The organism is Micromonospora sp. NPDC049275 (genome assembly GCF_043197115.1).
GTDB lineage: Bacteria > Actinomycetota > Actinomycetes > Mycobacteriales > Micromonosporaceae > Micromonospora.
The window spans coordinates 130,586-152,786 of the sequence record NZ_JBICSN010000013.1 but is presented as its reverse complement, the minus strand read 5'-3'; the positions used below and the strand labels follow the sequence as shown (position 1 = coordinate 152,786).

16 protein-coding genes are annotated in these 22,201 nt (G+C 72.6%); 7 read left to right on the top strand and 9 right to left on the bottom strand.

The window, feature by feature from the left end; all coding sequences use genetic code 11:
• Positions 1–26: 26 nt before the first annotated feature.
• Complete coding sequence (locus tag ACGFIE_RS28070; protein WP_363684436.1) at positions 27–1,523, bottom strand: amino acid permease; 1,497 nt, start codon at positions 1,521–1,523, stop codon at positions 27–29.
• A 295-nt stretch (positions 1,524–1,818) separates the two neighbouring features.
• Here ACGFIE_RS28070 and ACGFIE_RS28065 point away from each other — a divergent pair, with 295 nt between their 5' ends.
• Positions 1,819–3,477 (top strand): glycoside hydrolase family 10 protein, encoded by a 1,659-nt coding sequence (locus ACGFIE_RS28065; RefSeq protein ID WP_393300109.1) that lies wholly within the window; start codon positions 1,819–1,821, stop codon positions 3,475–3,477.
• A gap of 174 nt (positions 3,478–3,651) precedes the next feature.
• Positions 3,652–4,191: a phospholipase gene (locus ACGFIE_RS28060; RefSeq protein WP_393300106.1), complete on the top strand. Its 540-nt coding sequence runs from the start codon at positions 3,652–3,654 to the stop codon at positions 4,189–4,191.
• 115 nt (positions 4,192–4,306) lie between these two features.
• Here the strand turns inward: ACGFIE_RS28060 and ACGFIE_RS28055 are convergent, their stop codons facing one another.
• Positions 4,307–7,144: an ATP-binding protein gene (locus tag ACGFIE_RS28055; RefSeq protein WP_393300103.1), complete on the bottom strand. Its 2,838-nt coding sequence runs from the start codon at positions 7,142–7,144 to the stop codon at positions 4,307–4,309.
• Between the two features lie 153 nt (positions 7,145–7,297).
• Entirely contained in the window at positions 7,298–7,507 is a 210-nt protein-coding gene (locus tag ACGFIE_RS28050) for a zinc ribbon domain-containing protein (RefSeq protein WP_393300101.1), read from the bottom strand.
• A gap of 38 nt (positions 7,508–7,545) precedes the next feature.
• Here ACGFIE_RS28050 and ACGFIE_RS28045 point away from each other — a divergent pair, with 38 nt between their 5' ends.
• The 3 genes from ACGFIE_RS28045 (at position 7,546) to ACGFIE_RS28035 (ending at position 13,514) form a co-directional block, all read left to right on the top strand.
• A complete protein-coding gene (locus ACGFIE_RS28045; protein WP_393300098.1) occupies positions 7,546–9,054 on the top strand; it encodes a lytic murein transglycosylase in 1,509 nt (502 codons plus the stop codon).
• A 72-nt stretch (positions 9,055–9,126) separates the two neighbouring features.
• On the top strand, positions 9,127–10,143 hold the full coding sequence (locus ACGFIE_RS28040) for a GNAT family N-acetyltransferase (RefSeq protein ID WP_393300172.1): 1,017 nt from the start codon (positions 9,127–9,129) through the stop codon (positions 10,141–10,143).
• 92 nt (positions 10,144–10,235) lie between these two features.
• Positions 10,236–13,514, top strand: coding sequence for a lamin tail domain-containing protein (locus tag ACGFIE_RS28035; RefSeq protein WP_393300095.1), 3,279 nt, complete (start codon positions 10,236–10,238; stop codon positions 13,512–13,514).
• A 141-nt stretch (positions 13,515–13,655) separates the two neighbouring features.
• On the opposite strand, the gene ACGFIE_RS28030 is transcribed toward ACGFIE_RS28035, so the two are convergent.
• Complete coding sequence (locus tag ACGFIE_RS28030) at positions 13,656–14,003, bottom strand: MerR family transcriptional regulator (protein WP_393300092.1); 348 nt, start codon at positions 14,001–14,003, stop codon at positions 13,656–13,658.
• Between the two features lie 57 nt (positions 14,004–14,060).
• Here ACGFIE_RS28030 and ACGFIE_RS28025 point away from each other — a divergent pair, with 57 nt between their 5' ends.
• Together ACGFIE_RS28025 and ACGFIE_RS28020 are read left to right on the top strand one after the other, a co-directional pair.
• Complete coding sequence (locus ACGFIE_RS28025) at positions 14,061–14,636, top strand: NADPH-dependent FMN reductase (RefSeq protein ID WP_393300089.1); 576 nt, start codon at positions 14,061–14,063, stop codon at positions 14,634–14,636.
• 8 nt (positions 14,637–14,644) lie between these two features.
• On the top strand, positions 14,645–16,171 hold the full coding sequence (locus ACGFIE_RS28020; RefSeq protein WP_393300086.1) for a DHA2 family efflux MFS transporter permease subunit: 1,527 nt from the start codon (positions 14,645–14,647) through the stop codon (positions 16,169–16,171).
• On the opposite strand, the gene hemB is transcribed toward ACGFIE_RS28020, so the two are convergent.
• The 5 genes from hemB to ACGFIE_RS27995 are packed head-to-tail and all read right to left on the bottom strand — an operon-like array spanning position 16,122 to position 21,834.
• Positions 16,122–17,105 (bottom strand): porphobilinogen synthase, encoded by a 984-nt coding sequence (gene hemB / locus ACGFIE_RS28015; protein ID WP_393300083.1) that lies wholly within the window; start codon positions 17,103–17,105, stop codon positions 16,122–16,124. The two genes, ACGFIE_RS28020 and hemB, sit on opposite strands and share 50 nt — an antisense overlap.
• Before the next feature lie 22 nt (positions 17,106–17,127).
• Positions 17,128–18,708, bottom strand: coding sequence for a uroporphyrinogen-III synthase (locus ACGFIE_RS28010; protein WP_393300080.1), 1,581 nt, complete (start codon positions 18,706–18,708; stop codon positions 17,128–17,130).
• Positions 18,705–19,673, bottom strand: coding sequence for a hydroxymethylbilane synthase (gene hemC / locus ACGFIE_RS28005; protein ID WP_393300077.1), 969 nt, complete (start codon positions 19,671–19,673; stop codon positions 18,705–18,707). Before hemC ends, ACGFIE_RS28010 begins: the two co-directional genes overlap by 4 nt.
• Positions 19,670–21,067: a glutamyl-tRNA reductase gene (locus ACGFIE_RS28000; RefSeq protein ID WP_393300074.1), complete on the bottom strand. Its 1,398-nt coding sequence runs from the start codon at positions 21,065–21,067 to the stop codon at positions 19,670–19,672. Before ACGFIE_RS28000 ends, hemC begins: the two co-directional genes overlap by 4 nt.
• Positions 21,064–21,834 (bottom strand): redox-sensing transcriptional repressor Rex, encoded by a 771-nt coding sequence (locus ACGFIE_RS27995; protein WP_363684463.1) that lies wholly within the window; start codon positions 21,832–21,834, stop codon positions 21,064–21,066. Before ACGFIE_RS27995 ends, ACGFIE_RS28000 begins: the two co-directional genes overlap by 4 nt.
• Positions 21,835–22,201 lie beyond the last annotated feature (367 nt).

The following is a 22,201-nucleotide window of genomic DNA, read 5'->3' as shown; positions in this document are numbered from 1 at the left end:
GGGCGCGCGGCCCCTCCGCACCTCGGTCAGGCGCTCGGCTCGCGCGGCGCCGGGGCGACCGCCGGTTCGTGCCGGGCCAGGCGGTTGCGGCGGTAGCCGTAGCCGAAGTAGATGATCCCGCCGAGCAGCATCCAGGCCAGGAACCGCAGCCAGGTCTCCACCGACAGGTTGAGCATCAGGTAGAAGCAGGCCAGCGCCGAGACGATCGGCAGCACCGGGGAGAACGGCACCCGGAACGGACGCTCCAGGTCCGGGCGCTTGCGGCGCAGGATCGGCACCGCGATCGACACCAGCACGAACGCGCAGAGCGCACCGATGCTGACCAGGTCGGCAAGCGCGGAGAGCGGCAGGAAGCCGGCCAGCAGCGCGACCGCCACCGTCATGATCGCCGAGATCCGGTACGGGGTGCCCCAGCGCGGGTGCACTGCCGCGATCGCGGGCGGGATCAGGCCGTCCCGAGCGATGGCGAAACCGATCCGGCCCATCGCCACCAGGTCGACAAGGATGACGCTTGTCAGGCCGGCGACGGCGGCGATTGACACGAGCGTCGCCGCCCAGCCGGCGCCCACCGACTCGAACGCCGACGCGATGGGGGCGCCCCTGTCGATCTCGGTGTACGGCACCATGCCGACGACCACCAGGGAGACGCCGATGTAGAGCACTGTGGAGATCAGCAACGTGCCGAGCAGACCCAGCGTGAGGTCCCGCTTGGGCTTGCGCGTCTCCTCGCCCAGGTTGGCCACGGCCTCGAAGCCGGTGTACGCGAAGAAGACCACGGCGGCGGCGCTGAGCACCCCGACGAAGCCGAAGACCGACGGCTCCAACCCGAAGAGCGCCTGCGTGACGGGCTGCTTGATGCCGTCGTCGCCGCTGCCGGCGGGCTCGGCCGCCGGGATGAACGGGCTGAGGTTTGCCGCCTTGACGAAGAACAGGCCGGCGACCACCACGAACACGCAGATCGCCACCTTGACCAGCACCAGCAGGTTGGTGACCCGGGCGGACTCCCGGATGCCGACGATCGCCACGATGCCGAGGATCAGCACGATGGCGATAGCGCCGATGTTGACGGTGCTGCCCTCCTCACCGAACCACCGGGTCGGCAGGTCGAGCAGCTCGGCGAGGTAGCCGGACCAGCCGCGGGCCACCACCGCCGCGCCGAGTGCGAACTCCAGCAGCAGGTCCCATCCGATGATCCAGGCGACGATCTCGCCCATCGTCGCGTACGCGTAGGTGTAGGCGCTGCCGGCGGTCGGCACGCTGGACGCCAGCTCGGCGTAGCAGAGGGCGGCGAGCAGGGCGACCACGCCGGCGATGGCGAAGGAGATCACCACGCCGGGACCGGCGCTGTCGCGGGCCTCGATGCCGGTGAGCGTGAAGATGCCGGTGCCGATCACGATGCCGATGCCGAACCCGGTGAGGTCGATGGCACCGAGTCGCCGCTTGAGCCCGAGCCGGCCGTCGCTGCCGTCGGCATCACCCTGGGCTATGACGTCCTTGATCGGTTTGGTTCGCAGCACCGACATGCGCTCACCCCTCCCCACCGTGCGGCCACCACCGCAGCGGCCGGCGATCGGGGTTGCTACCCAGCGGCGGGTTGGGCCAATCGCGCCGGCGCAACAACGAGGTGTGCGAGACCGGTCACGGGGAGCAATCGGACGATCGGCCCGGTAGCCGACTGCCGCGTCGATCTGGTGCCAGACCCTTGCGGCGAGGACCCGGAGTATGAAAATTTCCTTCTAGGCGCAGATAGGCAGCGGCGAATCTTGCCGATCCCTGCCGCCCCTGCGCACCGGGAGCCCCACCGAAGGGACACACCGCATGAAGGCACCTCGACTCGGAGCGGCCGGGCTGGTCGCAGCCCTGCTCGGCACGCTTGTCGCCGCCGCGCCCGCCAACCCCGCGAGCGCCGCGACCGATGCCGCCACCACCACCTGCGTCACCGACCCGGCCACGCCGAAACGACAGTTCCGGGCGATGTGGATCTCGTCGGTGGTCAACATCGACTGGCCCAGCAAGGCGTCCCAGACCAGCCCGGACCGGGTCGCCGCCCAGCAGGCCGAGTACCGGGAACTGCTCGACCTCGCCGAACGGCTGCACCACAACGCCGTCGTGGTGCAGGTCCGACCGACCGCCGACGCGCTCTGGCCCTCGCCGTACGAGCCGTGGTCGGAGTACCTGACCGGCGTACGCGGCCAGGACCCGGGCTGGGATCCGCTGGCCTTCCTCGTCGACGAGTCGCACAAGCGCAACCTGGAGTTCCACGCCTGGTTCAACCCGTACCGCGTCTCCATGCCGGCCCCCGGCGGTGCCGGCACCGACCTCGCCCAGCTCGCCCCCGGCCACCCGGCCCGGCAGCACCCCGACTGGACCTTCGCCTACCCGCCGGCCGGCGTGGCCGGCAGCCGGCTCTACTACAACCCCGGCATTCCCGAGGTCCGCGAGTTCGTGCAGACCGCGATGATGGACGCGGTCAAGCGGTACGACATCGACGGCGTGCACTTCGACGACTACTTCTACCCCTACCCCAGCGGCACCTACCAGGTGCCCGACGACGCCACCTTCGCGGCGTACAACCGGGGCTTCACGGATCGGGCCGACTGGCGGCGGGACAACATCAACCTGCTGATCCAGGAGATGAACGGCAAGATCAAGGCGGCGAAGCCGTGGGTGAAGTTCGGCGTCAGCCCGTTCGGCATCTGGCGCAACAAGACCGCCGACCCGCTCGGCTCGGACACCACCGGCAGCCAGTCGTACGACATCATCTCCGCCGACACCCGAAAGTGGATCAAGCAGGAGTGGATCGACTACGTGGTGCCGCAGCTCTACTGGTACATCGGCCAGTACCCGGCCGCCGACTACGCGCGGCTGGTCCCGTGGTGGGCCGAGACCGTGCGCGGCACCCGTGTCCAGCTCTACATCGGCCAGGCCGACTACAAGAGCGGCGATCCGGCGTACGGGCCGTACTGGCAGAACCCGCGTGAGCTGTCCGACCACCTGACGCTCAACCGGTCGTACCCCGAGGTGCAGGGCAACGTGCACTTCTCGGCCGTCCAGGTGCGGGCCAACCGGCTCGGCGCCACCGACATCTACGCGGCCGAGCACTACTCCCGCCCGGCCCTCGTGCCGACAATGCCGCACCTGCCGGCCAAGCCGCTGCTCTTCCCGGTGGTCACCAGGGCGGCCCGACAGGCCGACGGAGTACGGCTGACCTGGCGTCAGCCCGCCGACGGCGTGGGCCCGCTGGGCACCGCCACGTCGTACGCGATCTACCGGTTCGACGGCACCACAGTGCCCGGCCGGTGCGGCACCGCGGACGCCGCACACCTGGTCGACACCGTCCGGGCCACCCTCGGCGGCGGCCAGTCCTGGGTGGACACGTCGGCCGAGCCCGGCCGGCGCTACACCTATCGGGTGACCGCGCTGGACCGTAGCGCAAACGAGAGCCCGGCCAGCCTGCCGGCGTTCGTTCTGCGCTGACCCGCCCGAATGCCCCGGACGTCCCGCACGTCCGGGGCATTCGCCTGTTTCGACACATGTCACCAATAGTTCGCGAGGCGCATTCCCGCTGGTCGACCCCTTGATCGAAACTTGTCGACATCCGGTAACCCGCCGGTAACTTCCGTCCCACCGCTCACCCCGCGGAGGTCACCTGTGCCCCGACGTATCGCCACCCTGTTCGCCTCGGGCGCGCTCGCGCTGCTCGCCACCCTCACCGTCGCCTCCCCCGCCGCCGCCGCCGTCACCCCCGCAGAGAAACTGTCCGTGCTGTCGAGCTGGACCCAGACCAGCGCGTCCAGCTACAACTCGTGGAACAACGCCCGCGTCAACCGGGCACCCTGGGTCGAGTACGCCTTCAACTGGTCCACCGACTACTGCTCGTCCAGCCCGGACAACCCGCTCGGGTTCACCTTCAACCTGGGCTGCTACCGGCACGACTTCGGCTACCGCAACTACAAGGCGGCCGGCCAGTTCTCCGCCAACAAAGCCCGCCTGGACAACGCCTTCTACGCAGACCTGAAGCGGGTGTGCGTCACGTACAACGCGGTCGTCCGCCCGGCCTGCTACAGCCTGGCCTGGACGTACTACCAGGCCGTCCACATCTTCGGCTCGGTAGCGGCGGTCCAACAAGCCGACATAGACCGCGCCGCCCGCCTAAAGACCGAAGCAGAAGCCCGCGCCCGCACCCACTAACCCCACCCCACCCCCCCACCCCCACCCCACCCCCAACCCCCACGCGGTGATCATGAAGTTATTGCCCGTCCGCCCGGCGTGTCGCGGCAATAACTTCATGATCAACGGCGAGAGGTCAGGCGCGTTCCGTTCGGGTCGCCGGGTGGGCGGGGTGGGCGGGGGGTTGTGCGTGGTGGGGGGACAGGTCGGTGCTGAAGCGAGTCGAATCCGCTGCCAGATCCGGGTGTTCCACGTCGAGCGCCAGCGCAACGGCCTCGTCCAGGCCCATCTCGGCGCCCTCCCCGTACGCGTCGTCGAACGCCGCGTCACCCGCCATCGACCGCAGCTCCGCCTGCTGTTCGGCCCAGTAGCCGCCGTAGATGCCCGGCGTCGCTCGCATGCTCGCCCGGGTGGCCTGCGCCGCCCCGAACAGCCGCGCGGCTGTCAACCGGTCCCCACTGAGAGCGCAGCGCACCGCGATCGCGTTGAGCGTGTCGCATGCCCGGCCGTGGTAGCCGTGACCCATCCGCGAGCGCAGCGCCACCAGCAGGTGCTCGTGCGCGGCGATCACGTCGCCCCGGGCCAGCGCGACCATCCCGAGCAGCATGTCCACCGAACGCCGACCCCGCTCGACCGGCCGGGCGGCCTCCACCGGACGCGCCGCTCCCAGCAACTCCGCCGCCTCGTCCAACGCGCCACGCCGCCACAGCAGCTCGGCCAGGCTGAACACCGCGAACAGCGCCTCACCGACCACGTCCTGCCCGTGCGCCCAGTCGATGACCTCCCGACAGACCCGCTCGGCCTCGAAGAACTGGCCCATGTCCACAAGCGGCGCGGCCCGGCCGGCGAGCACCCGAGCCAGCAGCCCGGAGTCGCCCGCCTGCCGCGCGGCCGCCTCCGCCCGCTGCGAGTAGCGCAACTCCTCGGCGAACTCGCCGTCGGCGCCGGCGTGCAGCGAGTGCATGTGGTACGCCGCCGCCAGCTCGGCGTCCGGGATGCGCTCGCCGGTCTCGGCGATCCGCCCGTACAGCCGGAACAGCCAGAGCCGACCCTCCCGGGCCAGCCCGCGCTCGCGCCACCACTGGTCCAGCCCACCGGCCAGACGGAGACCGGCACGGGCGCTGCCACCCGTGGCGCACCACCGCAGCGCCGCCCGCAGCTCGTCGGCCAGCGGGTCGAGGGAGTAGAGCGACAACGTCACCGGACGGCCGTCCGGGCCCAGGTGCGCCCGCTCCAGCGCGTGCGCCGACCAGGCCACGTGCCGGTTACGGGCAGCCTGCTCCTCACCCGCCTCGGCCAGCCGCCGCGCCGCGTACGCCCGGATCGGGTCGAGCATCCGGTACGAGCTGCCAGCGGCGCGCGGCTCGGCCAACACCATCGACTTGTCCACCAGCACCGACAGTGGATCCAGCGGATCGTCGCCCAGCAACCACTCCACCGTCGGCAGATCCACCGGCCCCGCGAAGACCGCCAGCCAGCGCAACAGCCGCGCGGCCCGTGGCCCCAACGTCCGGTACGACCAGGTGACGGTGGCCTGCATGGTCAGGTGCCGTTCGGTGGCCGAGCGCTGCACGGCCCTGCTCGCCGGGGTGGGCGGCGGTGTCCCGATCGCCGCGGCCACCAGGTCCACGGTGTCCTGCTGGTTGCCGGACCAACCCCGCTCCACCGGCGGCGGATCCGGATCCTCACGACCCGCGTCCAGCGTGCCGAGGACGTCGTCCAACCGCTCGGCGAGCTGACCCACGGAGAGCACCCGCAGCCGGGCGGCCGCCAACTCGATGGCGAGAGGCAGCCCGTCCAGCCGCTGCACCACACGACGCAGGTCGGCCGACTCGGACGGGTCCGGCCGCCGACCGCCACGGGCGGCGGCCGTACGGTCCAGCAGCAGCGCGACCGCGTCGCTCTCCGCGCCGTCCGGGCAGGGGTCGACCGAGAGCGGCGGAATCCGCCACACCACCTCGCCGGGCAGGCTGAAGGACTCGCGGCTGGTCGCCAGCACGCGCACACCGCCCCCGCCGGAGAGGAGCCGCGAGATGACCTCGCCGCAGGCCGCCGGTTGCGTGTCGCAGGTGTCCAGCACGACGAGCATCCGGCGGGCGGCCGCGTACTCGACCAGGGTGTCCAGCATCGGGCGGCCCGGCTCGGGTCGCAGCCCGAGCACCGCGGCGATGGCGAACGCCACCAACCCCGGGTCGGTCACCGCGGCGATGTCGACGAACCACACCCCATCCGGGTACGCCTCGACCACGCCACCGGCCAACTCCACGGCGAGCCGGGTCTTGCCGGCGCCGCCCGCGCCCAGCACGGTGACCAACCGGTGCTGCTCCAGCAGCCGGCCCAGCTCGGCGCGCTCCACCTGCCGCCCGACGAACGACGTCACCTGGGTCGGCAGGTTGTGCGCCACCGCGTCGGCGGTGCGGGGGCGGGGGAACTGTCGCTCCAGGCCGGGGGCGACCAGTTGGAACAGCCGCTCCCGGTCGTCGAAGCCCCGCAGCCGGTGCAGGCCCAGGTCCAGCAGGGTGGCACCCGGTGGCAGCGGATCGGCCCGGCGGGCGGTGGACGCCGAACAGAGCACCTGCCCGCCGTGCGCGGCCGCGGCGACCCGGGCCGCCCGGTGCACCTCGGGGCTCGCGTACTCCCCGTCGCGGGGCTCGGCGTAGCCGGTGTGCAGGCCCATCCGTACCCGGGGCGCAGCCTCCGCGGTGGGCCAGTCGTGGCTTGCCAACGCCCGCTGGGCCGTCAGGCAGGCGGTCAACGCCGCCGCCGCGTCATCGAAGGCCAGGAAGAACGAGTCGCCCTCGGTCAGCAGCTCCGCGCCACCGGTGGCGGCCAGGGTGCGGCGCAGCAACCGGCGGTGCTCGGCGAGCACCGGGCGGTAGTCCGCGCCGAGCAGTTGGGCCAGCCGGGTCGAGCCCTCGATGTCGGTGAACACGAAGGTCACCCAACCGCTCGGGAGCTGGATCCGTGGCGACATGCGTGGAACCTCCGCCCGTGACGTCGGGTTCATGCTGCCTGACTCCGGGCGGTCACGCATCGTGAGAACGGCCGGGCACGTGCCGCCTCAAAGTGCCACTAGAACCCGCTCCCGGCAAGGCCAGCCCACCAGCTGGCCACCGGAACGACAGGCTCAGCAGCCGCAGGCGCCACCGCAGCAGCCGCCGCCCGCGGGAGCTTGCGCGCCACCCGCGCTCCGGCCGCTGACCGACACCGCCGAGAGGAGCTTGACCGTGTCGACGTGGCCCTGCGGGCAGGTGGCCGGCGCGCCGGCCTCCGCCATCGGACGGTTGACCTCAAACGTGTCGCCGCAGGCGCGGCAGCGGAACTCGTACCGGGGCATGGCGACCAGGGTACGTGGGCCTGACGCCCGCCGGGGAGATGAGTGATACTCGACGGGTGGTGGACGGCGAGGACAAGACGCGTGTGCGACCGCTTCGACCGGCCGCGCCGCTGGACGGGCCGCTGGCCGAGTCGGGCGCCGCGCCGGATCCGGTGCCCTCGGCCGTGCCCCGCCCCCGCCGGCCGTGGCTGGGCGGCCGCACACCCGACGCGAAGACCGCGGCGCCCGCGGCGTCGGTGACCACCACGCCGGCCGTCTCGCCGAGCCTCGATGCCGCGACCGGTGACCGGCCGGAAGAGTCCGCCACTGGCGATCTCGCCGCAGCGAGGACCTCTTCGGACACCACCGCCGCCGCACCAACCGCCGCCGCGGACGCCTCAACCGTGGACGCCGACGACGCCGAAGCTGGCAGCGCCGACGCGGCAGCCGACGAGTCGAAGGCCGGGAGCCCGAAACGCGCCGACGCCGAGGGCGACGTCGCGAAGACCGACAACGCGAAGACCGACAACGCGAAGACCGACACCGCGACAGCCCCGGGCGCGGTGGACGCTGCCGCCGCCGACCTGACGGCGACCAGGGTGGACGGTGTCGCCGTGGTGCCGACAGCCGAGCGTGGCCGGCGGCGGCGAATGCCGTTCGCGCACGCCGTACGCCTGCCACCGCCACGTCAGGCCGCGGTGACCGCCGCGCGGGCGACCCGCGCCTGGTCCCGCCGGCCCAGCGGTCGGCTCACGGTTCCGGGGGTCTTCCTGCTGGCCCTGGTGGCCGCGACCGCCGCGGCGGGGGCGTTGCTCGTCCCAGCGACCATCCGCGGGTCCCGACCGGCGGCGGCCGACGTCACGACCGCGCCGACCGTGGCCGTACCGTCGGCGTTGCCGCTCGACCCGCGTCCGACCGGCCCCCTGCCGACCGGGCCGCTTCCCACCGGAGCGTTCCCGAGCGGCGGCATGCCGACCGGGCCGACCGTCGGCGGTCGTCCCTCGGACGCCCTGGCCGCTTGGGCGCAGCAGGTCGGGGCCAGGCTCAACATTCCCGCGACGGCCGTGCAGGCGTACGGGTACGCCGAGCTGGTGCTCGCCCAGACCAACCGCAGTTGCGCGTTGAGCTGGACGACGTTGGCCGCGATCGGCCAGGTCGAGTCCGGGCACGGCTCGGTCAACGGCGCACGGTTGGGATCGGACGGCAAGGCGCTGCCCCAGATCTTCGGGCCGCCGTTGGACGGCAACGGCGGCCGGATGCGGATCATCGACACCGATCGCGGGGCCCTCGACAATGACAGCGTCTTCGACCGCGCGATCGGGCCGATGCAGTTCATTCCGACGACCTGGGAGGAGATCGGCGCGGACGCCGACAACGACGGCCGCAAGGACCCGCACGACCTGGACGACGCCGCTCTGGCGGCCGGCAACTACCTGTGCAAGGGCGGCCGCAATCTGAGCATTCCGGGCGACTGGTGGAACGCGATCCTGTCGTACAACGACGTGCGCCGGTACGCCCAGGCCGTCTACGACACCGCTGACCGGTACGGACGGGCCAGCCGCACCTGATGTGATCGTCCGCGTACTTTGGAGAACTGGACACTTCCCCCAAGCAGCCGTTAGCGGCAAGCTAGACGGGTGATGGTGCGCGAGTGGGACCCCAGGACCGCCTCGTCCGCCGAGATCGCGTCGCTGCTGACCGCGCTGAACGCGGTGCTGGCGGCAGATCTACCGCAGGACCCACCATGGCGGGAGACCTCCCTGCGGGAGTATCTCGCCGAGGTGATGCCCGGTGAGCGGCGGATCTCCTGGCTCGCCCAGGCCGAGCCGAGCGATCCCGGCGAGCCGGGCACCGTTCTCGGGCAGGTCCACGTGCTGCTCCTGGGCGACATCGGGGTGCTCGAGGTGTTGGTGCATCCCTCCGTCCGACGTAGCGGTCTCGGCCGTGAGCTGGTGTTGCGCGCCGCCCGGCGCGTCTACCAGGAGGGTTTCCAGTCGATCGGGGTCGAGGTGGTCGGCGACACGCCGGCGGTGGGCTTCTACGAGTCGCTCGGCTTCAGCCGGGAGTACGTGGAGACTCGCAGCGTGCTCGACCTGACCTCGGTGGACTGGGCCGAGCTGACCGACATGGCCAGCGGGATCGGCGCGGGCTACCACCTGGAGTTCTACCCCGGTGGGCCACCGGACGACCTGATCGAGTCGTACGCGCGGGCCAAGGCCGAGGTGCGTGACGTCGACGACGGCGAGTTGCGCCCCAGCTCGTACGACCCGGAGCGGCTGCGGGACAGCCTGGACACCCTGCATCGGCGGGGCATGAAGCCGTACATCGTCCTGGCCCGGCACGAGCAGAGCGGCGAGGTGGCCGGCCTGACCGAGGTCGTGGTGCCGGCGCAGCATCCGACCCGCGCCGACCAGTACGACACGATCGTCGCGCAGGACCACAGGGGTTACGGCATCGACCGAGCCATCAAGGCGCGGATGCTGCTGGAGCTGCGCTCCGCCGAGCCGGAGCTGGCCGAGGTGCAGACCTGGAACGCTCAGGCCAACGAGGCGATGCTCAAGGTCAACGCGGAGCTGGGCTACCGGCCCGACCGGGACTGGTGCGAATACAGCGTCGACGTCGCCGAGCTGGTACACCGGCTCGACCAGTCCCGCTGAGGAATTCACGAAACTGTCCGGTGGGGGATGGACGATGGACGGTTACGCACCTTAACGTGCGTTGACTCCCATCCACCCATCGTGGAGGCCCTATGCGTCCGCGCCGCACGACAGCAGCGCTCGCGATCGCCACCGCCGCAGTGACCGTCACGGCCCTCGGCGTCACACCCACCGCGGCCAGCGCCGCGCCCACCGACCTGTTCATCTCGGAGTACGTCGAAGGCTCGTCGAACAACAAGGCGATCGAGCTGTTCAACGGCACCGGCGCCGCCGTCGACCTCACCGCGGGCGGCTACCAGCTCCAGCTCTACTTCAACGGCGCCACCACGGCGACCACCATCGCGCTGACCGGGAACGTGGCCGCCGGGGACGCGTTCGTGTTCGCCAGCGCCTCGGCGGGGGCGGCCATCCTCGCCCAGGCCGACCAGACCACCGGGGCGAGCCTGTTCAACGGCGACGACGCGATCGTGCTGCGCCGGGGCACCACGGTGCTCGACTCGATCGGCCAGGTGGGCGTCGACCCGGGTGCCGAGTGGGGCGCCGGGGCGACCAGCACGGCCGACAACACGCTGCGCCGGCTGCCCTCGGTGACGGCGGGCGACACCGACCCGTCGGACGCGTTCGACCCCGCCGCGCAGTGGGCCGGTCTCCCGGTCGACACCTTCGACGGCCTCGGCTCGCACACCGTGGACGGCGGTGGGCCGGCCGACGTGCCGGCCACGCTTACCTGCGGCGGTCCCCTGGTCACCGCCGGTGGAACGGCGGCGAGCCGCGAGGTGACCGCCACCGACCCCGACGACACGATCGTCGACCTGGCGGTGACCGCGGTCAGCCCGAGCCCCACCTCCGGCTCGATCACCCGTACCGCCCTCACCCCCGCCGAGCAGGTGGGCGGCACCGCTCGCGCCACGATCGGCGCGAGCGCCGACCTCGCCGCCGGGGCGTACACCGTCACCGTGACCGCTACCGACGCGGGCGGTGGCACCGCCACCTGCGCGCTTGCGGTGCAGGTGACCCGGGAGCTGACCGTCGGCGAGGTGCAGGGTCCGACCACCGACACCGAGTCCGGCCCCGCCGACAGGTCGCCGCTCGCACCGGCGAGCGGCAACGGCACCAGCAGCACGATGTACGACGTCCGTGGCGTGATCACCCAGTTGACGCTTGCCCGTACGTCGGCCGGCGCGGAGCAGCACGGGTTCTTCCTGCAGAGCCGCAGCGGTGACACCGACGGTGACCCGACCAGCTCCGACGGCATCTTCGTGTTCATGGGCGCGTTCACCTCGCTGATCGGCGGCTACGTCCCGACGGTCGGCGACGAGGTCGTGCTGCGGGCCCGGGTGTCGGAGTACTACACCTTCACCCAGCTCTCCGGGGCGTCGCTGGTCCGCCGGATCGCCACCGGCCTGGACGTGGACACGACGGTCACTGTGACCGACGCGGTGCCGCCGGTCGAGCTGGCCGACGCGCAGCGCTTCTGGGAGCGGCACGAGGGCGCCCGGCTACGCGTACGGGCGGGCAGCGGCGCGGTGAGCGGCCGGGACGTCTTCTCGTCCACGGCGGACGCGGAGCTGTGGGTGGTCGACCGGGACGATCCGCTGCTGGACCGCGCCGACCCGTACGCCCGGCGGGTCTTCCGGGACTCGCACCCGCTGGACAACGACCCGACCCGGCGCTTCGACGACGGCAACGGTCAGCGCGTGCTGCTCGGCAGCATGGGAGTGAAGGGCACCACCGGGGACAGCACCGCGCTGCTCCCGCCGGCGCACACCTTCGACACGCTGCGCGCGGACGCGGTGGGCGGCGTCTACTACTCGTTCGAGAAGTACGGCGTGCAGGTCGAGCGGGCCGAGTTCGACGCCGGGGCCGACCCGTCGAAGAACAACCCGCCGAAGCCTGCCGACCGTTCCCAGGAGGTCGCGGTCGCCACGTACAACGTGGAGAACCTGTACGACTACCGTGACGACCCGTTCGACGGCTGCGACTTCACCGGTAACGCCGGCTGCCCGGGTGTCGACCCCCCGTTCGACTACGTGCCGAGCAGCGAGGCGGACTACCGGGAGCACCTGACGTCGCTCGCCGACCAGATCGTCTCCGATCTGCACGCGCCCGATCTGATCCTGGTGCAGGAGGCCGAGGACCAGGACATCTGCACGGTATCCGGGGCGGCGCTGGCCTGCGGCGACACCAACAACGCCGACGGCGCTCCGGACAGCATCCAGGAGTTGGCGCTCGCGGTGGCGACGGCCGGCGGGCCGGCGTACGCCGCTGCCTATGACCGGACCGGTGCGGACGCCCGCGGTATCACCGCCGCGTTCCTGTACCGCACCGACCGGCTGTCGTTGGCGGCCGCGACGGCTGGCGACCCGCTGCTGGGCTCGGCGCCGGCGGTCCAGTACCGGGCTGCGGGGCTGCCGGGCAACGCCGACGTGCAGAACCCGAAGGCCCTCAACGCGGTGCTGCCGGCCGACGTGGACACGTCGACAGGCAAGGACGGGAACAACGTCTTCACCCGCGCACCCCAGTTGGGCAAGTTCTCGGTGGCCGCGGCACCCGGCTCGACCGAGCGGTTCACGCTGTACGCGCTGAGCAACCACTACTCCTCCGGCCCCGACGGTCGGATCGGGCAGCGGCGGGAGCAGGCGGCGTACGGCGCGGCGATCGTGACAGCGATCGAGGCGACCGACCAGAGCGCCCGGGTGGTCTACGGCGGGGACCTGAACGTCTTCCCCCGCCCGGACGATCCCATCGCCACCGGCAGCCTGCCGACGCCGTCGGACCAACTCGCCCCGCTCTACGAGGCGGGCCTGCACAACCTGTGGGACACCCTCGTCGCCCAGGTGCCGGCGTCGGCCTACTCGTACAGCTTCGAGGGGCAGGCGCAGACGCTCGACCACCTGTTCGTCAACGACGCGCTCTACGGTGACCTGGTGCAGGTACGGGCGGCGCACGTCAACGCCGACTGGCCGGCCGAGTTCACAGGTGACGGGTCGCGGGGGTCCAGCGACCACGACCCACAGGTGGCCCGTTTCCGGTCCCGGGCGTCGTTGACCGTCGCCGATGTCACAGTCGTCGAGGGCGACCAGGGCACCCGGCAGCTCACCTTCACGGCGACCGTGTCCCGGCCGCTGTCCCAGCCCGTGCTGCTCTGCGCCGCAACCGTCGGGCTCACGGCGCAGGCGGGCTCGGACTTCGACTCGTACACCGGTTGCCGGGTGTTGGCCGCCGGTCAGACGGCGGTGGCGTTCCCGGTGACGGTGCGGGGTGACCGCAGGCGCGAGTCGGACGAGAAGCTGACCCTGCTGGTGGCCGGTGTGCCCGGCCTGCGGCTGACCGATCCGCTGGCGGTCGGCACGATCGGCAACGACGACTGAGGTCCCGCTCGTGCTCGGATGATCGTGCTCGATCCAGGATGTAGTGGCTTCCGGCGACCAGGAGGCCACTACATCCGTGTTTGGGCACGATCTTGCCGTGGGCCCCGGGCGATCTTGCCGTGGGCCGCGGCCACCAGGGGGTCAGAGGTCGCAGAGGCGGCGGCCGGAGCCGATGTCGTCAAGTGCCTCGTGCAGGGCGCGGATGCGCCGCTCGGCCTCGGCGGTCAGCCGATCGTGCAGACCCTGCCAGTCGGCCGGCTGGGGGTCGGGTGGCAGGGCCGCGAGTAGGTCGCGGATGTCGTTGACGGTCAGGCCGATGCGCTGGGCCACTCGCGCCACCCTGATCCGGCAGGCCGCGTCGGAGTCGAAGCGCCGCTGGTTGCCGCCGGTGCGGGCAGCCGAGATCAGGCCCTGCCGCTCGTAGAACCGCACGGCGGAGCCGCTGACCCCGCTCTCCCGGGCCACCTCGCCGACCGTCAACGTGCCCATCGCCACTCCCCCGCCGCCATTGACTTCACCATTACTTCAAGTCCTAGCGTCCGAGACATGACTACGCAAGAGGACACCGCACCGCCGACCGTCGCCGTGCTCGTCGGGAGCGTCCGTCAACCTCGGGTGGGCCGCTCGATCGCCGACTGGTTCGTCGCCCACGCGGGCCGCCGCGGGGACCTCGACCTGGACCTCGTCGACCTCGCCGAGGTGCCGCTGCCCTTCGCCGACACCCCTCCGGGCGGCAATGCGGCCAGCCCGATCAGTGCCCGGTTGGCCGCTGCCGACGCGTTCGTGGTGGTGACACCCGAGTACAACCACAGCTTCCCGGCCGCCCTGAAGAACGCCATCGACTGGCACTACCGGGAGTGGGCCCGCAAGCCGGTGGCCTTCGTGTCGTACGGCGCCGGTTCCGGCGGCATCCGCGCGGTCGAGCAGCTCCGCCTGGTCTTCGCCGAGGTGCAGGCCGCCACGACCCGCTCCGGGGTGGTGCTCCGGGCGCCCTGGGAACGGCTCGACGCCACCGGTCGGCTGGTCGACGACGAGCCGCTGCGGCAGGCCGCCGACGCCACCCTGAGCGAGCTGGCCTGGTGGGCCGAGGCGCTGCGCGCCGCCCGCCGGGTCCGGCCCTGAGCCGCGACATGGACGCGTCCGCACGACGGCTCGGCTGGTACCTGACCCTGGGTGGCCTGCTCGCGGTGATCGACACCACTGTCACGGTGGTGGCCCTGCCGAACCTGGTCGACGACCTCGACACCGACCTCACGACGATCGGCTGGGTCACCAGCGGCTACGCGCTCGCCCTCGTCGCGGTGATGCCCACCGCCGCCTGGGCGATCGGCCGCTTCGGCGCCCGCCGCACCTACCTGACCGCGCTGCTGCTGTTCACCGCCGGCTCCGTGCTGGCCGGGGCCGCCTGGAACGTCGAGTCGCTTATCGCGTTCCGGGTGCTCCAGGGGCTGGGTGGCGGACTGCTCAACCCGGTCGGGATGGCCGTCGCGCTCGCTGCGGTGCCGCCCGGGCGGCGCGGACGGATGATGAGCCTGCTCGGCCTTCCGGTGCTGATCGGGCCCCTGATCGGGCCGGTGCTGGGTGGGCTGCTGCTCGATCACGCGTCCTGGCGGTGGATCTTCTGGATCAACCTGCCGGTGGGGCTGTTGGCGGTGTGGCTCGGCCGGTCGGTGCTGCCGGTCGCCAACCCGCGACGCCCACCGGTCCGGCTGGACGTCGTCGGGCTCCTGCTGCTCAGCCCCGGCCTGGCGCTGGCGGTCTACGGGCTCAGCGTCACCGGCGAGCGGGGCGGGGTCGTCACCGCGTCCGTGCTGCTGCCGCTCGCCCTCGGCGCCGCGCTGGTGGTCACCTTCGCCTGGCGGGCCGGCCGGATCCGGCAGCCACTGCTGCGCCTGACCGTGCTGCGCTTCCCGGGGATGGCCGCGGGCGCCGCGACGGTGGCCCTCTTCGCGGCCGGATACTTCGGCTCGTTCCTGATCATCCCGGCCTACGTGCAGGTGGTACGCGGTGACTCGGCCACTCTCGCCGGGATGATCGGCATCCCGCAGGCGCTGACCACCGGGCTGATGCTCCAGGTCGCGACCCGGCTCGTCGACCGCGTGTCGGCGCGACGGGTCGTCGGGTTCGGCATCGCCACCGCGGTGGCCGGCACGGTGGCCCGGGTGCTGGTGCTCGACGCCGACACGTCGTACCCGCTGCTGGCCACGCTCGGTGCGGTCATCGGCCTGGGCATGGGTGCGACGCTGATGCCGACGATGACGGCGGCCAGCCGGTCGCTTCCGCCCGACGACCTGCCGTCCGGCTCCACGCTGCTCACCACCGTGTCGCACACCTCGGTGGCGGCCGGCACCGCCCTGATCGCCGCAACCCTGTCCTGGCTGACGGACCGGCTCGCCCCGAGCCTCGGCGGCGGGGGCATCACGGCCGCCAACCGGCTCGACCCGGCCAGCCGGCTCGACCTCGCCCCGGAGCTGGCGCAGGCCACCCGACTCGCGCTGGCGGTGTCGGCAGTGCTGTTGGCGCTCGCCTGGCTGACCAGCCGGCGACTTCCGGCCGCCGTCGCGGGTGCCGACGGGGCGGTCGACCCGCCGGGATCCGTGGAGTCGGTCAGTAGCGCTGGCGGAGCAGACCCGCGGCCTCGACCGCCCAGTAGGTGAGGATGATCTGCGCGCCGGCCCGCTTGATCGAGGTGAGCGTCTCCAGCATGACCCGCTCCCGGTCGATCCAGCCGTTCGCGGCGGCCGCCTCGACCATGGCGTACTCCCCGGAGACCTGGTAGGCGGCGACCGGGACGTCCACCGCGGCCCGCACCGCCGACACCACGTCGAGGTAGGGCAGCGCCGGCTTGACCATCACCAGGTCGGCGCCCTCGGCGACGTCGAGCTCCACCTCGCGCAGCGACTCCCGCAGGTTGGCCGGGTCCTGCTGGTAGGCCCGCCGGTCGCCCTCCAGCGCCGACTCCACCGCATCCCGGAACGGGCCGAAGAACGCCGACGCGTACTTCACCGCGTACGCCAGCACCGACACATCCTGGTGGCCGGCGGCGTCGAGCGCCCGGCGGACCACGCCGACCTGGCCGTCCATCATCCCGGACGGCCCGACCATGTGGACCCCGGCGGCGGCCTGGGCCACCGCCATCTCGGCGTACGCGGCCAGCGTGGCGTCGTTGTCCACCTCACCGCCGGGGGTGAGCACACCGCAGTGCCCGTGCGAGGTGAACTCGTCCAGGCACAGGTCGCTCATCACGACCGTGCTGTCGCCCACCTCGGCCACCACGTCGCGGATGGCGACGTTCAGGATGCCGTTCGGGTCGATGCCGCCGGACCCGGTCGGGTCACGCCGCTCGGGCACCCCGAAGAGCATGATCCCACCGACACCCGCCTGGACCGCCTCGGTGGCCGCCTTGCGCAGGGAGTCCCGGGAGTGCTGAAGCACCCCCGGTAGCGACCCGATGGCCCGCGGCTCGGTGAGCCCCTCCTTGACGAACATCGGCACGACCAGCTCGGCCGGGTCGACCCGGGTCTCGGACACCAGCCGGCGGATCGCCGGGGTGCGGCGCAGGCGGCGGGGCCGGATCTCGGGGTACGACATGGAAGGGCCCTCCTGAAGACGACTACCGGAAGCGGAGGGCGGTCGGCCCCTGCACCTTCGAGCCGCGGCGCTGCTTGGCCGGCATGGCGGCCAGCTTCTCGCGCAGCTCGACGGCGTAGGCGGCGAGCGCCTCCACCAGGTCGGGCACCGAGGCGTGCGGTGGCTGGACGTCGACCCGAAGGCCGAACTCCGTCGCGGTCTCCGCCGTCTTGGGCCCAATCACGGCAACAACAGTCCGCGCGTGCGGCTTCCCGGCGATGCCGACCAGGTTCCGCACTGTGGAAGAAGACGTGAAGAGGACCGCGTCGAACCCGCCCGACTTGATCGCGTCCCGGATCTCGGCGGGCGGCGGCGCGGCCCGCACCGTCCGGTACGCGGTCACGTCGTCGACCTCCCAGCCGCGCTCGGTGAGCCCGGCGGCGAGCGTCTCGGTGGCGATGTCGGCGCGCGGCAGCAGCACCCGGCCGACCGGGTCGAGGATCTCGTCGTGCGGCGAGAACTCGGCCAGCAGGCCCTCGGAGGACTGCTCCCCGGCGGGGATCAGCTCCGGCTGGATGCCGAACGCGCGCACCGCGTCCGCGGTCGCCTCGCCGATGCAGGCGATCTTGACGCCGCCGAAGTGCCGGGCGTCCAGACCGTGCTCGGCGAACTTCTCCCAGACGGCGCGGACGGCGTTCACCGAGGTGAAGATCACCCAGGCGTACCGGCCGTCGACCAGGCCCTTGACGGCCCGCTCCATCTGCGCCGGGGTGCGCGGAGGCTCGACCGCGATGGTCGGCACCTCGCACGGGATCGCCCCGTACGCCCGCAGCCGCGCGCTCATCGCGCCGGCCTGCTCCTTGGTGCGGGGCACCAGCACCTTCCAGCCGTACAGCGGGCGGTTCTCCCACCAGCTCAACTTGTCGCGCTGGCCCACGCCCGCGCCGACGGTGAGCACCACCCGGCCGGTGAAGCCGAGCGCGGCGGCCACGAAGCTGTCCACGGTCGACGTGGTCGTGTACTGGGTCTCGCCGGTGCCGTCGCCGGTCACCCCGACACCCGTGGTGCCGTCCACCCCGGCGGCCAGCAGGCCGTCCCGGACGGCGGCGAGGTCACCGGCGTCGACCGCGAGCGCGAGCGAACCCCGGCCCACGGCCGCGGCCAGCGCGTCGAAGTCCAGCGTGCTGACGTCCTCGACGTCGGCGGCGGTACGCACACCCGGCAGCGGAACCCCCGCGTAGGTGGCGACGCCCTCGGCCTGGCCGACGCCGGGGACCACCTCGAAGTGGGCGGCGGTGCGGGCCACCGCCTGCACCTCCTTGACCACGGAGTCGTGGCCGAACGGGTCACCGGCAACCAGGTGCACCGCGTTCAGCCCGGACCGGGCAGCGGAGATCAGCACCTTCGCCACATCCCCCGGCGCGCCTTCGGCCGGGGTGAACTCGGCGTCGTCTCTGGCCTCGGCGCGGACGACGGAGAGCAACGACTCCGGGACTCCCCGGTCGTAGATCACCTGGTCGGCGTCGACCAGGGCGTCGTGCGCCCGGCGGGTCAGCAGGCCCGGGTCGCCGGGGCCCGCCCCGACGAACGCGATACGGCCGACGGGCTTACGGGTGCGGGTCATTCTGTGCTCCCAAATTGCTGGGTCCCCGGGCCGGTGTGTCCTTCGTGGCCGAGGATCGAGTCGGCGCCGAGTTCGAGGAGTTCGGCGGCGAGTGCCTTACCGATCTCCGCCGCGTCGGCGGGCGTTCCGGTGCGGGACAGCCGGAGGTCACGAGTGCCGTCCGGGCTGATCACCGCCCCGCGCAGGTAGATCTCATCGCCGTCCTCGCCTTCTGCGAGTTCGGCATAGGCGGCGACGGGTGCGCTGCACCCGGCCTCCAGGGTTGCCAGCAACGCGCGCTCCGCGGTGACCGCGGTGTGCGACGGTGCGTGGTCCAGCACCGCGAGCAGCTCGACCAGATCCTGGTCGTCGATCCGGCACTCCACGGCCAGGGCGCCCTGGGCGGGCGCGGGCAGCATGAGCATCGGGTCCAGCGTCTCGGTGATCACATCGGCCCGGCCGAGCCGGGCCAGGCCGGCCCGGGCCAGTACGACGGCGTCCAGGTCGGCCTCGGGGCCGAGTACCCGCCCCAGCCGGGTGTCCACGTTGCCGCGGATCGGGGTGACCTCCAGCTGCAGGCCGAGCGCGTGCAGCTGGGCGATGCGGCGCAGCGCGCCGGTGCCGATGGTGGCTCCCGGTGGCAGCTCGGCGAGCGTGCGGCCACCCCGGGCGATCAGCGCGTCGCGCGGGTCCTGACGGGCCGGCACGGCCGCGATGTGCAGCCCGGCGGCGGCGGCCGTGGGCAGATCCTTGTAGGAGTGCACCGCGAAGTCGATGGTCCGGGCGGTCAGCGCGTCGCGCAGCGCGGAGACGAAGACCCCGACGCCGAGCCGGTGCACCGGAGCGCTGGAGCGGTCACCGGCGGTGACCACCTCCACCAGCTCGACCGGGCGGCCGGTGGCGGCGGTCAACGCCTCGGCGATCTGGCCGGACTGGGCCATCGCCAGGGCGCTGCCCCGGGTGCCGAGGCGCAGGGGGGTGGTCATCGCGCACCTCCGGCGGGCGGGGTCGGCTCGACGGTGTCGGGGTCGGACGGCGGCTCGGCGCCGGGCAGTGCCATGCCGAGGTCGGGGCTCAACACGTCGGGGACGGTGTCCACCGGCGAGGTCTGCGGCACCTGGAGGTCGAACAGCTCGCGCAGCAGGGCCGCGTACTGGTCGCCGCCGGGCTCGGCCGCGAGCTGGCGGACCTTGACGGTGGGCTGGTGCAGCAGTCGCTGCACCACGCGGTGCACCGTACGGGCCACCTCGGCTCGCAGGTCGTCGCCGAGGTCGGGGCGGCGCTGGGCCAGACGACGCAGCTCGGCGGCCACGACGTCGTCGGCGCGACCGCGCAGCGCCGCCACGGTGGGTGCCACGTCGGCGCCGCGCAGCCAGGTGAGGAAACCCTCCACCTCGCCGAGCACGATCCGCTCGACGGCGGCCGCGTCGGCCGCGGCCGGACCGTCGGCGAGCAGCGCCGCCATCCGGTCGATGTCGATCACCTCGACGCCGGGCAGGTCGGCGACGCCCTCCTCGACGTCGCGGGGAACGGCCAGGTCGAGCAGGACCAGCGACCCCCGCGAGGGACCCCGCTCGGCGAGCGCGGCGCTGACCACCGCCCGGGTGAGGACCGGTTCGGTGGACGCGGTGGCGGCCACTACGATGTCCACTGTGGAGAGCGTGGCGGCCAGCTCGGTCATCGGCGCGGCGGCCGCCCCGTACGACTCGGCGAGCCGGACGGCACGGTCGGCGCCCCGGTTGGTGACGGTGAGCGGCCCGGCGCCCTGCCGGGAGAGCGTGGCCACTCCGAGCGACCCCATCGCGCCGGCCCCGATCACCAGGGCCGGGTGGCCGGCGAGGTCGCCGTCGAGGTGCCCGGCGGCCAGCTCCAGCGCGGCGGTGACGACGCTCTGGCCGGCCCGGTCGATGCCGGTCTCGGCGTGGGCCCGCTTGCCGACGCGCAGCGCCTGCTGCATCAGCTCGTGCAGCAGACGGCCGGCCGAGTCGGCGCCGGTGGCCCAGTGGTACGCGTCGCGCAGCTGGCCGAGGATCTGCGCCTCGCCCACGACCATCGAGTCCAGCCCGGTGGCGACCCGGAAGACGTGGTCCACGGCGGCGGTGTCGTAGTGCACGTAGAGGTGGCTGGCGAGCGACGCCGGCGAGCTGCCGGCCTGCTCGGCCAGGACGGCGCAGATGTCACCGAGCCCGCCGTGGAAACCGGACACGGCGGCGTAGACCTCCACCCGGTTGCAGGTGGAGACGAGCGCCGCCTCGCTCACGTACGGCTGGGCGACCAGGCGGTCCAGGGTGCGGGTGAGGTCGGCGGGGGGCACGGCCAGCTGCTCCAGCGTGGCGACCGGGGCGGTCCGGTAGGACGCGCCGACGACGAGCAGTTTCACGTGCCGATCGCCTCCTGGGTGTCGGTGGCCGAGAGCCCGCCGGGCAGGGCGGTGAGAGCGGACCCGCCGGTGGCGGGCAGCGCGGTCAGCGACGCCTTGCGGTGCTCGTGGAAGGACAGGATCTGCAGCTCGATGGCGAGGTCGACCTTGCGCACGTCGACCCCCTCCGGAACAGAGAGTACGCACGGCGCGAAGTTGAGGATGCTCGTCACGCCGACCGCGACCAGCTGATCGGCGACCCGCTGGGCCGCCGCGGCCGGGGTGGCGATCACGCCGATCGCGATGGATTCCTCCGTGGCGACCGCCGGCAGCTCGTCGACATGCCTGACAACCAGGCCGTTGATCTCTTCACCGACCCGGGAGGCATCGGCGTCGAGCAGTGCGGCGATCCGGAAGCCCCGGCTGGCGAAGCCGTCGTAGCCGGCCAGAGCGTGACCGAGATTACCCACGCCCACCAGGGCGACAGCACGACGCTGAGTGAGCCCGAGCACGTACTCGATCTGCTCGATCAGCAGCGCTACGTCGTAGCCGACGCCCCTGGTGCCGTACGAGCCGAGGTGGGAGAGGTCCTTGCGGAGCTTGGCGGAGTTGACCCCGGCGGCGGCCGAGAGACCCTCGCTGGAGATCGTCTCGTGCCCGGCGTCGGCGAGGTTGTGCAGCGCGCGCAGGTATTCCGGGAGCCGAGCGACTGTCGCCTCGGGAAGATCCGGGAGCGCCGGTACGGCACCGGCGCGGCCGGGCGCACCTGGCTGACGGTGCTGACTCATGAGACTCCGTGCGGTGCGATCCTCGGCCAACTCCGCTGGTCGGCCGCTTATGGACTCCCGCTGGCGACCGAGGTTGCCGGCTGTGCTAGCAGGGCGCGTCGGAACTACAGAGTAGGCGCTTGTGAAGACGTGCACAAATCGCGATCTTGTCGCTCCGGGACGCGACCCCACCAGCCCCTCCATTCCACAAGATCGATTGAGCGGCCCTTTGCGCCCGCCGCCCGGGCGATTATTGCTCAATCCCGACTTCTCTGACCAATCCCGCGTCGGCCGGTTCCGACGGCGGTCAAGCCCTGGTCAGGACGGCGGTAGGGACAGCACTACGGGCGAGAGGCGGGGCTTCGGGATGGGGACAGCGGGCCCGGCT